This is a genomic window from Achromobacter insuavis, assembly GCF_902859645.1.
GTDB classification, from domain to species: Bacteria; Pseudomonadota; Gammaproteobacteria; order Burkholderiales; family Burkholderiaceae_B; genus Achromobacter; species Achromobacter insuavis.
In genome coordinates this window covers 19,090-32,857 of the sequence record NZ_CADIJR010000007.1, presented here as the reverse complement: position 1 = coordinate 32,857, position 13,768 = coordinate 19,090, and the positions used below count along the sequence as shown (strand labels likewise).

At 68.5% G+C, this 13,768-nt stretch carries 10 protein-coding genes; 2 read left to right on the top strand and 8 right to left on the bottom strand.

All coding sequences use genetic code 11. The annotated features are described in order from the left end of the window. Positions 1–60 precede the first annotated feature (60 nt). On the top strand, positions 61–1,344 hold the full coding sequence (locus tag H0523_RS06135) for an MFS transporter (RefSeq protein WP_054430079.1): 1,284 nt from the start codon (positions 61–63) through the stop codon (positions 1,342–1,344). A gap of 149 nt (positions 1,345–1,493) precedes the next feature. Continuing rightward, complete coding sequence (locus tag H0523_RS06130) at positions 1,494–2,291, top strand: alpha/beta fold hydrolase (protein WP_054430081.1); 798 nt, start codon at positions 1,494–1,496, stop codon at positions 2,289–2,291. A gap of 64 nt (positions 2,292–2,355) precedes the next feature. Here the strand turns inward: H0523_RS06130 and H0523_RS06125 are convergent, their stop codons facing one another. From H0523_RS06125 to H0523_RS06090, 8 genes are all read right to left on the bottom strand, one after another. Continuing rightward, positions 2,356–3,093 carry an ABC transporter ATP-binding protein gene (locus H0523_RS06125; protein ID WP_054430083.1) on the bottom strand — a complete coding sequence of 246 codons (738 nt, stop codon included), beginning with the start codon at positions 3,091–3,093 and terminating at the stop codon, positions 2,356–2,358. Next, positions 3,090–3,890, bottom strand: coding sequence for an ABC transporter ATP-binding protein (locus H0523_RS06120; RefSeq protein WP_054430085.1), 801 nt, complete (start codon positions 3,888–3,890; stop codon positions 3,090–3,092). The genes H0523_RS06125 and H0523_RS06120 overlap by 4 nt, the downstream gene beginning before the upstream one ends. Next, positions 3,887–4,975, bottom strand: coding sequence for an ABC transporter permease subunit (locus H0523_RS06115; RefSeq protein ID WP_054430087.1), 1,089 nt, complete (start codon positions 4,973–4,975; stop codon positions 3,887–3,889). Before H0523_RS06115 ends, H0523_RS06120 begins: the two co-directional genes overlap by 4 nt. Further along, the gene (locus tag H0523_RS06110) at positions 4,972–5,823 is read right to left on the bottom strand and encodes a branched-chain amino acid ABC transporter permease (protein WP_371741520.1); all 852 of its coding nucleotides are present in this window, start codon (positions 5,821–5,823) and stop codon (positions 4,972–4,974) included. The genes H0523_RS06115 and H0523_RS06110 overlap by 4 nt, the downstream gene beginning before the upstream one ends. 237 nt (positions 5,824–6,060) lie before the next feature. Next, positions 6,061–7,206 carry a branched-chain amino acid ABC transporter substrate-binding protein gene (locus H0523_RS06105; protein ID WP_054430089.1) on the bottom strand — a complete coding sequence of 382 codons (1,146 nt, stop codon included), beginning with the start codon at positions 7,204–7,206 and terminating at the stop codon, positions 6,061–6,063. A gap of 188 nt (positions 7,207–7,394) precedes the next feature. Continuing rightward, positions 7,395–11,216, bottom strand: a complete 3,822-nt coding sequence (gene putA, locus H0523_RS06100; RefSeq protein WP_054430091.1) for a trifunctional transcriptional regulator/proline dehydrogenase/L-glutamate gamma-semialdehyde dehydrogenase — start codon at positions 11,214–11,216, stop codon at positions 7,395–7,397. Between the two features lie 168 nt (positions 11,217–11,384). Continuing rightward, positions 11,385–12,071, bottom strand: a complete 687-nt coding sequence (locus H0523_RS06095; protein WP_082404403.1) for a PqiC family protein — start codon at positions 12,069–12,071, stop codon at positions 11,385–11,387. Between the two features lie 4 nt (positions 12,072–12,075). Beyond that, entirely contained in the window at positions 12,076–13,740 is a 1,665-nt protein-coding gene (locus tag H0523_RS06090) for a PqiB family protein (RefSeq protein ID WP_054430093.1), read from the bottom strand. Between the last annotated feature and the right edge of the window lie 28 nt (positions 13,741–13,768).

Sequence of the window (13,768 nt, the reverse complement as noted above, 5' to 3'; positions counted from 1 at the left end):
TGACGATGTTACTAACCGGTACGTACTATTCGCAAACCAATTTACGTACCGGTCAGTAACATGAGTATAGCCCAACCCCCCATCCCCTTCCGCCGCGCCGGCCAGAAGTACGCGTTCGTCGTGGTCGCGGTCGTGTTCCTGGCCCTGCTGGTGTCGGCCGGCCTGCGCTCCTCGCCCAGCGTGCTGCTGGTGCCGCTGGAGGAAAGCTTCGGCTGGAACCGCAGCACCACTTCGTTCGCCGCCGCCGTCGGCATCTTCCTGTATGGCCTGGTCGGGCCGTTCGCCGCGGCCGCCATGGAGCGCTTCGGCCTGCGCCGCGTGCTGATCGCCGCCCTGTCGTTGATGGCCGCCTCCAGCGCCATCAGCGCCTACATGACCCAGCCGTGGCACCTGCTGATGACCTGGGGCGTGTTCTCGGGCATCGGCTCGGGCGCCGTCGCCGTGGTCATGGGCGCGACCGTGGTCAACCGCTGGTTCAGCAAGCATCGCGGCCTGATGATGGGCCTGCTGACGGCCAGCACCGCCACCGGCACACTGATCTTCCTGCCGCTGCTGGCGGCGCTGGCGTCGTCGGGCGACTGGACCCGGGTGGTGTGGACCGTGGCCGGCGCCGCCGCCGCGCTGGTGCCGCTGGCCTGGTGGCTGGTGCCCGACCGCCCCGCCAGCGTCGGCCTGGTGCCGTTCGGCAGCGATCCGCATGCGCCGCCCGCGCCCGCCGCGCCGCGCACCGGCATGATCGCCGCCACCTTCGGCGCCCTGGGCCGCGCCGCCAAGACCCGCACCTTCTGGTTCCTGTTCGCCACCTTCTTCATCTGCGGTTTCACCACCAACGGCCTGGTCGGCACGCACCTGATCGCGCTCTGCGGCGACCATGGCATGCCCGAAGTGCAGGCGGCCGGCCTGCTGGCGATCATGGGCATCTTCGACCTGTTCGGCACCACCGCCTCGGGCTGGCTGACCGACCGCTACGATCCGCGCAAGCTGCTGTTCGTCTATTACGGACTGCGCGGCCTGGCGCTGATCTACCTGCCCTATTCCGACTTCTCGTTCTACAGCCTGGCGATCTTCGCGGTGTTCTTCGGCCTGGACTGGATCGCCACCGTGCCGCCCACGCTGCGCCTGGCCACCGAAGCCTTCGGCGACCGCGAGGCGCCCATCGTGTTCGGCTGGATCGTCGCCGGCCACCAGCTGGGCGCGGCCAGCGCGGCCTGGATGGCGGGCGTGGTGCGCCAGTCGCAAGGCAGCTACCTGATAGCCTTCGTCGCGGCCGGCGCCACCGGCCTGATCGCCGCCGTCATCGCGCTGCTGATCGGCCGCGAGCGGGCCGTGCCGCAGCCGGCCTGAGCCGGCCTTCCCGCTCGCGCGCCGGCGGCGATGCCGCCCCGTTGACGCCCGCGCCGCCGATTTGATAGGATGGCGGCACTTTGAAAACGCCCTCCCGGTCCGCCGGGAGGGCGTTTCGTTTTCGTTCCCCTCACACAAGGAAACCTGGAATGAAGACGTCCCTTGAAATCCATCCCGGCTCGCAGGCCGGTCTCGGCTACGCGCGCCTGGGCCACGGCCCGATCCCCGTGCTGGTCCTGCACGACTGGCTCGGCGACCACGGCAGCTACGATGCCGCCATGCCCTGGCTCGACGGCCAGGCCTTCACCTACGTGTTCGCCGATCTGCGCGGCTACGGCCAGTCCATCGCGCTGACCGGCGCCTGCACTGTCGAGGAAATCGCCGCCGATTGCCTCGCGCTCGCCGACCGGCTCGGCTGGCAGCGGTTCCACGTCGTCGGCCATTCGATGACCGGCATGATCACGCAGCGCCTGGCGGCGGACGCGCCGTCACGCATCGCCAGCGCCATCGCGGTATGCCCCGTCTCGGCCGCCGGCAACCGCCTGGGGCCGCAGGCCCTGGCGTTCTTCGCCAGCACGACCGAGGACGACGAGGCCTTGCGGCGGCTGTTCCGGCATGTCTCCAGCGGCCTGTCCGACGGCTGGGCCGACGCCAAGGTCCGCCACAACCGCGCGACCGTGGCGCCCGCCTGCCGGCGCAAGTACCTCGACATGCTGGTGACGGCGGATTTCGTCGACGCCGTGCGCGGAATCGAAACGCCGTTCCTGGTCGTGGTCGGCGACCGGGATCCGGGAATCGACGCGCAAGCGATGCAAGGCAGCTTCCTGGCCTGGCATCCCAACGCGACGCTGCACGTCATTGCGCATTGCGGCCATTACCCGATGCAGGAGTGCCCGCCCGCCTTCGCCGCCCTGATCGAGGGCTTCCTCAAGCGCCAGGCCGGCTGAGTCCGACGCGCATAAAAAAAAGCCCGGCATGGCCGGGCTTTTTCATTGCGGCAAATGGACGGGCCTAGGCCTCTTCCACTTCGCCCAGGTACGCGGCGCGCACCTTGGGGTCGTGCAGCATGTCGCGCGCCGGCCCCGACAGGGTGATCTCGCCGGACTCCATCACATAGCCGCGATGGCTGTTCTCCAGCGCCAGGCGGGCGTTCTGCTCGATCAGCAGGATCGTCACGCCTTCGCTGGCGATGGTGCGCACCACCTCGAAGACCTTCTCGACCATCAGCGGCGCCAGGCCCATCGACGGCTCGTCCAGCAGCAGCAGCTTGGGGCGCGCGATCATCGCGCGGCCCATCGCCACCATCTGCTGCTCGCCACCCGACAGCGTGCCGGCCGCCTGCTTGCGGCGTTCGGCCAGGCGCGGGAACAGCGTGAACACGCGGTCGGTGTCCTGCCGCACCTGCGCCGCATCGCGCCGGATGTAGGCGCCCATCGCCAGGTTTTCCTCGATGGTGAGCTGGCCGAAGATGCCGCGGCCCTCGGGCACCATCACCAAGCCCTGGCGCACCAGCTCGTGCGACTTCTGGCCGCCGATGGACTGGCCGCCGTAGACCACTTCGCCGCCGGCCAGCGGCACCAGGCCGCAGATGGCGCGCAGGGTCGTGCTCTTGCCGGCGCCGTTGGCGCCGATCAGGCACACCAGCTCGCCTTCGTCCACGCGCAGGTCGATGCCGCGCACCGCGCGGATGCCGCCGTAGGCGACCTGCAGGCCGCGCAGTTCCAGTAGGGGTTTGCTTGCCGTCGTCATGCCGGGCGCTCCTGATGAATCAGCGGATCCTGGGCGGCGCCCGCGCCCAGATACGCTTCAATGACCTTGGGGTCGCGCTGCACCTGGGCGGGTTTGCCCATGGCCAGCACCTTGCCGTATTCCAGCACCAGCACGCGATCGCACAGGCCCATGACCAGCTTCATGTCGTGCTCGATCAGCAGCACCGTGACGCCGTCGTCGCGGATCTTCTCGATCAGCTTGCGCAGCACCACCGTTTCCGAGGCGTTCATGCCGGCGGCCGGCTCGTCCAGCGCCAGCAGCTTCGGGTCGGTCGCCAGGGCGCGCGCGATCTCCAGGCGGCGCTGGTCGCCGTACGGCAGCGAGCGCGCCACGTCGTTGGCGCGGTGGCCGATGCCGACGTAGTCCAGCAGCTCCTGGGCGCGGGCCTCGATGGCGGCTTCCTCGGCGCGCGTGCCGCGGGTGCGGAACACCGCGCCCAGCACGCCGGCGCGGGTGCGCATGTGGCGGCCGATCATGACGTTCTCGATCGCGCTCAGGTTGGCGAACAGGCGGATATTCTGGAAGGTCCGCGCCAGGCCGGCATAGGCCACCTCGTGCGGCTTCTTGCCCGACATCGACACGCCGTTGAAGGTGCAGCTGCCGTCTTCCGGGATGTAGAGGCCCGTGAGCACGTTGAACAGCGTGGTCTTGCCCGCGCCGTTGGGCCCGATCAGGCCGTAGATCTCGCCCTGCTCGATATCGAAGCTGACGTCCGACAAGGCCTGCAGGCCGCCGAAGCGTTTGCCCAGTCCCTGGGCTTGCAGCAACTTGCTCATGCCGCGCCTCCCTGGGTCTTGGTGGCCAGCTCGCGCTTGCGCACGGCGGACGGCCACAGGCCGGCGGGACGGAACAGCATCACGCACACCATCGCCAGGCCGAACAGCAGCATGCGGATGCCCTCGGGATCCAGCACCACGGCGCCGAACAGCATGTGCTGCACCGGCTCGACCACGGCGCGCAGGAACTCAGGCAGCGCGGCCAGGATCAGCGCGCCCAGGATCACGCCCGGGATGTGGCCCATGCCGCCCAGCACCACCATGCACAGGATCGAGATCGATTCCATCAGCGAGAAGCTCTCGGGGCTGACGAAGCCCTGCATCGACGCGAACAGCGCGCCCGCCACGCCGCCGAACGAGGCGCCCATGGCGAAGGCCAGCAGCTTGATGTTGCGGGTGTTGATGCCCATCGCCTTGGCGGCGATCTCGTCTTCACGGATGGCTTCCCAGGCGCGGCCGATGCGCGAGTTCTGCAGCCGCACGCACACCAGGATGATGATCAGCGTCAGCGCCAGCAGCAGGTAGTAGTACTTCTCCGGCCCGGTCACGCGGATGCCCAGCAGGCTTTCCGTGCGGCCGAAGGCGAACTCGCCCACCTTGAACGTATCGATGCGGTTGATGCCCTGCGGGCCGTTGGTGATGTTGACCGGCGCGTTCAGGTTGTTCAGGAAGATGCGGATGATCTCGCCGAAGCCCAGCGTCACGATGGCCAGGTAATCGCCGCGCAACTTGAGCGTCGGCGCCCCCAGCAGCACCCCGAACAGGCACGCCACCGCCAGCGCGATCGGCAGGATCGCCCAGAACGGCAGGTGCAGGCCGAAGTGCGGCGAGGCCAGCAGCGCCCAGGTGTAGGCGCCCACCGCGTAGAACGCGATATAGCCCAGGTCCAGCAGGCCGGCGAAGCCCACCACGATGTTCAGGCCCAGCGACAGCATCACGTACAGCAGCGCGAAGTTCAGGATGCGGACCCAGCTCTGGCCGGCCATGCCGATCACGAACGGCAGCACCGCCAGCACGATGCCGATCAGCGCGATGCCGATCAGGTTGCGGGTCGACAGCCCGCTGTTTTTCAGGGTGGTGCTCATGCGCGGTCCCCCACGCGTTCGCCCAGCAGGCCGGACGGACGGAAGATCAGCACCAGCACCAGCACGAAGAACGCGAACACGTCCTGGTAGTGGCTGCCCAGGAAGCCGCCGGTCAGGTCGCCGATGTAGCCGGCGCCCAGCGATTCGATGATGCCCAGCAAGAGGCCGCCCGCCATGGCGCCGACCAGGTTGCCGATGCCGCCCAGCACCGCGGCCGTGAAGGCCTTCAGGCCCAGCATGAAGCCCATGGTGTACTGCGACACGCCGTAGTAGGTGGCGACCATCATGCCGGCCACGGCGGCCAGCGCCGAGCCGATCAGGAACGCCGCCGAAATCACGGTGTTGATGTTCACGCCCATCAGGCCGGCCACCTCGCGGTTCTGCGCGGTGGCGCGCATGGCGGTGCCCAGGCGCGTCTTGTGCACCACGGCCAGCAGCCCGCCCATGATCAGCGCGGCAATCGCGACGATGGCGATCTGCAGCGTGCTCATGCGGGCGCCGAAGATCTCGAACACCTGCGGCGTCAGCACCTGCGGGAAGTTCAGGTAGTTGCGGCCCCAGCCCATCATCGCCACGTTCTGCAGGATGATCGACACGCCGATGGCGGTGATCAGGGCGGCCAGGCGCGGGGCGCGGCGCAGCGGCCGGTAGGCCACGCGCTCGGCGGTCCAGCCCACGGCCATGCACAGCGGCACGGACACCAGCAGGCCCAGGCCCAGCACCAGGAAGGCGGACGCGGACGGGTCGCCGCCGACCAGCGAGATGGCGATCGTGGTCGCCGCCATCGCGCCGATCATGACGACGTCGCCATGCGCGAAGTTGATCAGCCCGATGATGCCGTACACCATGGTGTAGCCAAGGGCGACCAGGGCGTACACGCTGCCGAGCGTGACGCCGTTAATCAGTTGTTGAATGAAGATATCCATAGGGGCCGTGGGAAATAAGCCTGGGAAAAATCGCGCGAGAATCGGATGCGGCGCGGCCCGGGGGCCGCCTTCGCGCAAATCGCCGCCGCGCCGGGCGGCGCGCGCGGGGTCAAGATGGCCAGGCGCGGCGGCGCCGCGTCCTGGCCGGGTCAGGCGGCCTTAGTTGGCCTGGCTGACCATCGTTTCAACCATCTCCCACTTGCCATTCTTGACTTCGTAGATGGTGACCGAGATTTCCTTCAGATCGCCGTTCTTGTCGTAGGCGATGTGCTCGCTGGTCGCGCCCTTGCGGTTCAGCTTGGCCAGTTCCGGCAGGTACTTCTCGGGCTTGGCCGAGCCGGCGGCTTCGATGGCGCTGATCATGTTCCAGGCGCCGTCATAGGCGTAGGGCGCGTAGACGCCGGGGGCCTTCTTGAAGCGGGCCTGGTAGCGCTGCTCGAAGTCCTTGCCCGCGGCCATCTTGTCCAGCGGCACGCCGGCCAGCGAGGCGAAGGTGCCGTCGGCGGCGTCGCCAGCCAGCTTGATGAAGGTGTCGCTGCGGGTCATTTCGCCCGAAACCAGCGGCGACTTCAGGCCGAGCGTGGCCAGTTGGCGCTTCATCGGGCCGGACTGGGCGTCCAGGCCGCCGTAGAAGATGGCGTCGGGCGCCGAGCCCTTGATGTTGGTCAGGATAGCCGTGAAGTCGTTGGCCTTGTCGGTCGTGTACTCGCGGCGCACCACCTGGCCGCCGGCGGCCTTGACGGCCTTCTCGACCTCGTCGGCCAGGCCCTGGCCGTAGGCGGTGCGGTCGTCGATGATCGCGACCTTCTTGGCCTTCAGGCTCTGCACCATGAACTTGCCGACCGCGGCGCCCTGCTGGGTATCGCTGGTCATCATGCGGAAGGTGGTTTCGTAGCCCTGCTTGGTGTACTCGGGCGAGGTCGCCATGGCGATCTGCGGCAGGCCGGCTTCGTGGTAGACGCGCGACGCGGGGATCGTGGTGCCCGAATTGAAGTGGCCCAGGATGCCGACGACATTCTCGTCGACCAGCTGCTGCGCCACCTGCACGCCGACGCGCGGGTCGGCCTGGTCATCACGCGACACCAGCACGAACTTGGCCGGCTGGCCGTCGATCTTGATGCCCTTCTTGTTGGCTTCTTCCAGCGCCAGGTTCAGGCCGTTCTGCATGTCCTCGCCATAGTGCGACTGGGGACCGGTCAGGGGCGCGGCAAAGCCGAACTTGATGTCGGCGGCCTGCGCGGCGGCGGCCATGCCGACGGCGGCGATGCTGGCGGCGACAAGCTTCAAAGTGGTGCGAAACTTCATTGGAATCCTCCGGTATGTCGGATGTGGCTTTGTTATACCTGGGCTTTTGGGCCAGGTCTTTCTATTTGAGTGCGATTGCCGGGTTGCCACAATCGAACTTCAGGTGCGACCGGATTTTGCTTCCAGTGCAACCTCACGAGATATTGGAGATAACCCTTGGTTTCCCAAGGGTTACCCCTCGGTCACCCTCAGCCGATGGTCATGAGGCTGGCGTTACCGCCGGCCGCGGCCGTGTTGACGCTGATGGAGCGCTCGGTCAATAGGCGCTCCGGCACATACGAGACGCCGGCCGCCAGCGCATCCGAGGTCAGGCCGTGTACCGCCAGGATCGCGCCGGGACGCTGCGCGATGCGCTGATTCAGGGCGCGCAGCGCGTCGCCGTCGCCTTCGAACAGCACCGCCTGGTAATCGGCCTGGTCGACCTCGGCATCCGCCAGGATGCCCGCCTGGCCCTGCTGCTCGGCATCCAGCGTGGCCAGCAGCGCCTGCGCCGCGGGCGTATCCGCGAACCAGGCGTGGTTGCCGGTCAGCCGCGCCGCCGACCACTGCGCGCGCGCGCCGGCCTCGGTGGCAGCCACGCAATAGACCGCGCCGCGCGGCTCGACCAGATAGGTGTTGGTCTCGCCCGTGGGGCCCGGCAGCGCGATGCGCTGCGGCAGCGGCGCCGCCGCGTCCAGCGCCGGCGGCAGGCCCTCGGGGCGCGTTCCCAGCAGGCGGTACATATACAGCGGGCCGCCAGCCTTGGGACCGGTGCCCGACAGGCACTCGCCGCCGAAGGGCTGCACGCCGACCACGGCGCCGACGATGTTGCGGTTGACGTAGACGTTGCCGGCGTGGACCTGGCCGGTCACGTGGGCGATGGTTTCGTCGATGCGGGTGTGCACGCCGAACGTCAGGCCGTAGCCGGTGCCGTTGACGGCGTCCAGCAACGCGTCCAGCTCGTCGCGGGCGTAGCGCACCACGTGCAGCACCGGGCCGAACACCTCGCGGGTCAGCTCGCTGATGTGGTCGATCTCGATGATGGTGGGCGCCACGAAGGTGCCGTGGCGGCATTCGCCGTTCAGCTCGACCTGGTCGACGCGGTGGCCCGCCGTGCGCATCGTGTCGATGTGACGCTGGATGCCGTTGCGCGCCTCGGTGTCGATGACCGGGCCGACGTCGACCGACAAGCGGTCCGGGTTGCCCACGCTCAGCTCGCGCATCGCGCCGCGCAGCATCGTCAGGACGTGATCGGCGTTGTCTTCCTGCACGCACAGCACGCGCAGCGCCGAGCAGCGCTGGCCGGCCGAATCGAAGGCCGAGCTGAGCACGTCGAACACCACCTGCTCGGACAGCGCCGACGAATCCACCACCATGGCGTTCTGGCCGCCGGTCTCGGCGATCAGCGGAATGGTGTGGCCGTCATCGTCCAGGCGGTCGGCCAGCGTGCGCGCGATGATGCGCGCCACGTCGGTGGAACCGGTGAACATCACGCCGCGCACGCCGGGGCTGGCCACCAGTTGCGCGCCGACGGTCTCGCCGCGGCCCGGCAGCAGTTGCACCGCGCCGGGCGGCACGCCGGCGGCGCGCAGGATCGCCACCGCCTGCGCCGCGATCAGCGGCGTCTGCTCGGCGGGCTTGGCCAGCACGGTGTTGCCGGCGGCCAGCGCGGCCGCGACCTGGCCGGTGAAGATGGCCAGCGGGAAATTCCACGGACTGATGCACAGCACGGTGCCCAGCGGGCGGTGCGTGTCGTTGCTGAATTCGCGGTCGGCCTGGTCGGCGTAGTAGCGCAGGAAGTCCACCGCCTCGCGCACTTCGGCGATGGCGTTGGGCAGCGACTTGCCGGCCTCGCGCACGATCAGGCCCAGCAGGGTCTGCATCTGCTCTTCCAGCAACTGGGCGGCGCGGCGCAGGCATTGCGCGCGCTCGGCCACCGGGGTCGATTGCCAGATGGGCGCGGCGTTGGCGGCGGCGCGCAGGGCCACCTCGGCTTCCTCGCCGTTGGCCTCGATGACATGGCCGACCACGTCGCGCAGGTTGGCGGGATTGCGCACTTCGATGGCGCGGGCCATGTCCCAGGCGCCGTCGCCCTCGCCCAGCATGGGCGCGGCGCGCCAGGGCGTGGCGGCGCTGGTCAGCAGCGCGGCCGACAGCGAGCCCAGGCGGTGTTCGTTGCTCAGGTCCAGGCCGGCGGAGTTGGCGCGCGCGCCCTGCTGCGGATTGCCGTACAGCTCGCGCGGCAGCGGGATCTTCTCGTGCGGCGCGCCCAGCGGCACGATGCGCGAGGCGGCCTCGACCGGATCGGCCACCAGCGTCTCGACCGGAATGCTCTCGTCGCCGATGAGGTTGACGAACGAGGTGTTGGCGCCGTTCTCCAGCAGGCGGCGCACCAGGTAGGCCAGCAGCGTTTCGTGCGTGCCGACCGGGGCGTAGATGCGGCAGGGGCGGTTCAGCTTGCCCTGCGCCAGCGGTCCGACCACCTCGTCGTACAGCGGTTCGCCCATGCCGTGCAGGCACTGGAATTCATACTGGCCCGGGTAGTAGTTCTGGCCGGCCAGCTGGTAGATCGCCGCCAGCGTGTAGGCGTTATGGGTGGCGAACTGCGGGTACACGGCTTCCGGCGCGCCCAGCAGCTTGCGGGCGCAGGCCAGGTAGGCCACATCGGTGTAGACCTTGCGGGTGTAGACCGGATAGCCTTCCAGGCCGTCGACCTGGGCGCGCTTGATCTCGCTGTCCCAATAGGCGCCCTTGACCAGGCGCACCATCACGCGATGGCGGCTGCGGCGGGCCAGGTCGATGACGTAGTCGATCACGAATGGCGCGCGCTTCTGGTAGGCCTGGATGACGAAGCCGATGCCGCTCCAGCCTTCCAGCTCGGGTGTGAAGCACAGCGCCTCCAGCAGGTCCAGCGAGATCTCCAGGCGATCGGCCTCTTCGGCGTCGATGTTCAGGCCAATGTCGTAGCTGCGCGCCAGGATGGTCAGCGCCTTCACGCGCGGCAGCAGCTCGGCCATGACGCGCTCGCGCTGGGCACGCGAATAGCGCGGGTGCAGCGCCGACAGCTTGATGGAAATGCCCGGGCCTTCATAGATGCCGCGGCCGGCGGCGGCCTTGCCGATGGCGTGGATGGCCTGCTCGTACGAGGCGTAATAGCGGTCGGCGTCCTCGGCCGTGGTGGCGGCCTCGCCCAGCATGTCGTAGGAATAGCGGAAGCCGCGGCCTTCCATCTTGCGGTTGTTGGCCAGCGCCTCGGAGATGGTCTGGCCCGACACGAACTGCTCGCCCATCATGCGCATGGCGATGTTCACGCCCTTGCGCACCAGCGGCTCGCCGCCCTTGCCGATCAGGCGCGTCAGCGCCTTGGATAGCGACTGTTCGCTGCTCACGGCCACCAGCTTGCCGGTGATCATCAGGCCCCAGGTGGCGGCGTTGACGAACAGCGACTGCGAACCGCCCATGTGCGACTTCCAGTCGCCGCGGGAAACCTTGTCGCGGATCAGCGCATCGCGCGTGGCGCGGTCGGGAATGCGCAGCAGCGCCTCGGCCAGGCACATCAGCGCCACGCCTTCCTGGCTCGACAGAGAAAACTCCTGGATCAGTCCCTCGACCCCGCCGCCGGTGCGCTTGCCGCGCAGCTTCTTGACCAGATCGGTGGCAACCGCGTGGACCTTTTCCAGGTTCGGCATGCGGGCCTGGCCCAGCAGCAGCGGCACGCACTCCGGCTCGGGGCGGCGGTAGGCGGCGGTGATGGCGGCGCGCAGCACCGATTGCGGTTGCACGTCCTGGCCGAATTCGTAGAACGGTGGCGTGGCGGCGGCCTGCTGTTCGCCGCCCTCTTCATCGCCGCCCTCTTCGCCGCCCAGATGGGACATCTCGGCCGGCAGGTGGCCGCGCTCGATCTTGTCCAGGTAGGCGAGGATCGCCTGCTTGTGCAGCCAGTGGGGCGTGCAATTGAGTTTTTGCGCGGCGGCCTTCAGGCGGTCGCGCAGCGCGTCATCGACCTTGACGCCGAGGGTGGTGCTGGCCATAAGAGATTGCTTCCTGTCGCATGGCAGAGGTCACACCGGGCCCGCAAGGGGGCCCGGCATCGGTAGGACCGTATGCTAGTCAGGTTGCAACCGGCTTTGTATTAAGGTTAACCCTAGGGGTTAACCGGTTGAGATCACGGCAGGTTTTGGTATCCTGCCCGTCCCTTTTTATTTGCCGGATTCGGGCAGCGGCGAGCAGCCCAGCATCTGCACCGCGCCGGCGCTGTCCGGCGTCTGGCCGCGGATGGCGGATGCCATCGCGCCCGCCAGCGCCGCCACCGCGCGCTGCTGCGCCGCGACCAGCGCCGGCACGCCGGCCTCGGACACGGTTTCGGTGACGACACTGCGGCACAGCAGGCCGTTGCCCTTGAGGTTGACCGGCCGCACCCGCCAGGTGGCGTCCAGCTGCGCCATGCGGCCCGACACCAGGTCGAAGCGCTGCACGTCGGTCTGCACCCGCCACAGCGGCGCGGACGGACCGGGCTTGACCACCTGCACATCGAGCGCGCCCAGGTCGTGCTTGAGGGCATCGGACAAGGCGCCCCGGATCTCGTCGCCCAGCGGCGAGCTCCAGCGCTCCGAATACAGCGCCGCCACGCTGCCGTCGCCGGTGCGGACCATCAGTTGCGGCTGGTCGGCCTGCGCCGCCACGTTGACGCCCTGCACTTCCAGCAGGAACGGCGCCGCCGCGCGCGGCACGGCCGGCGCCTGGGGCGCCGGCCCCTGCAGGGTGTAGTAATGGACCGGCGGCGACGAGGCGCAGGCGGCCAGCAGCAGCGGCAGGGCTAGCACGGCCAACCCGCGGCGCAGGGACGGCGCGGCGGCGCGGACGGGACGGAAACGGATATGGGTCATGGGTTCAGTTCCTGACGGGGCCGGCGCCGGGGATCGGGTCGCTGCCGCGGCCGCGCAGCAGCGCTTCGGGGTTCGATTGCAGGAAGTCGGCCAGCGCGCGCAGCGAGCGGGCGGCGCGGCTCAGTTCCTGCATGGCCTTTTCGGCGTTGACCGGCAGCGAGGCGTCCGAGGCCACCAGGGCGTTGAGGCTGGCCATGGAATCGCGCGCCTGCTTGAGCACGTTCTGCGCCTCCGGCGCCACCTGCTTGTCCAGGCGGTTCATCAGCTTGGAGGTGCTGGCCAGCGTGGTGCGCAGGTCCTCGCCGATCTTGTCGAACGGGATCTTGTCGATCTTGGCGACGATGTTGCTGACCTGCTGCTGTAACTGGTCGAGGTTGCCCGGCACGGTCGGGATCAAGGCCGGGTTGGACATCTTGAACTCCACCGGCTTGGCGTTGGGGAAGTCGTCCAGCACCACGTACAGCTGGCCCGTCAACAGGTTGGCCGTGCGCAACTGGGCGCGCAGGCCGTGCTTGATCATGATGCCGAGCAGGCGTCCGCCAGCCTCGTCGCCGTCCTTGATGGCGTGTTCGCGCACGTCTTCGTAGACGCGGCCCAGGCGTTCCGGATACAGCGTCGCGTCCACCAGCGCGTAGAAACGCTTGCTGACCGGATCGAAGTCCATGTTGATCTGCGTGACATTGCCCAGCGTGATGCCCGAGAAGTCGATCGACGCGCCCACCGCCAGGCCGCGGATCGACTGGTCGAAGCGCATGCGGATCGGGAAGGCCTCGCCATCGGGGTTGGCCTTGGCCGCCGCCTCGGTGGCATACAGTTCGAAGTGCGCGTCGGCCGGCGCCGGCGTGCTGGCGTCGCGCACGCTGTAGACCGGCTCGAAGGCCACGCCGCCCACGGCCATCGAGACCAGCGACTGGGTGCGCACCTTCAGGCCTTCGGCATTGACGCTGAAATCCACGCCGCTGGCGTTCCAGAAACGCGTGCCGTTGGTGACGAACTTGTCGTTGGGCGCGTCCACGAACACTTCGACGTTGACCGCGTTGCCGGTCTTGTCGAGCGCATAGCCGATCACGCGGCCGACGTTGATGCGGCGGAAATACACCGGCGAGCCGATGTCCAGCGAACCCAGGTCCGCCGCCTTGAGCTTGAAGCGCTTGCCGGCGCGATCATGCGTGACGGCGGGCGGCGTCTCCAGGCCGACGAAGTGCAGCTTGGTCGCCTTCTTGGACGCATCCTTGCCCTCGACCGCGTCCACGCCGATGTAGGCGCCCGACAGCAAGGTGCCCAGGCCCGACACGCCGCTGACGTCCAGGCGCGGCCGCACCACCCAGAAGTTGGTGCCCTCGCGCGCCAGGTCGGCCAAGTCCTTGGACAGCTCGGCGTTGACCACCACCTTGCTGCGGTCGGCATTGAAGCCGATCGAGCGCACGGTGCCGACGTTCACGTCCTTGTAGCGCAGCTGGGTCTTGCCGACTTCCAGCCCTTCGGCGGTATTGAATTCGATCGACAGGTCGGGACCGGCCTGCATCCAGGTCCGCACCACCAGCGACAGGCCCATCAGCGCCGCGACGATCGGCACCAGCCAGATCCATGAAATCCGGCTCTTGCGCTTGCGCGAGATCGTGGGTGACGCGTACTTCTCTTCACCAGATCCAGGTGCTTGGTCGGACATCGGTTTTCCTTTTCTTCTTTGAACGGCG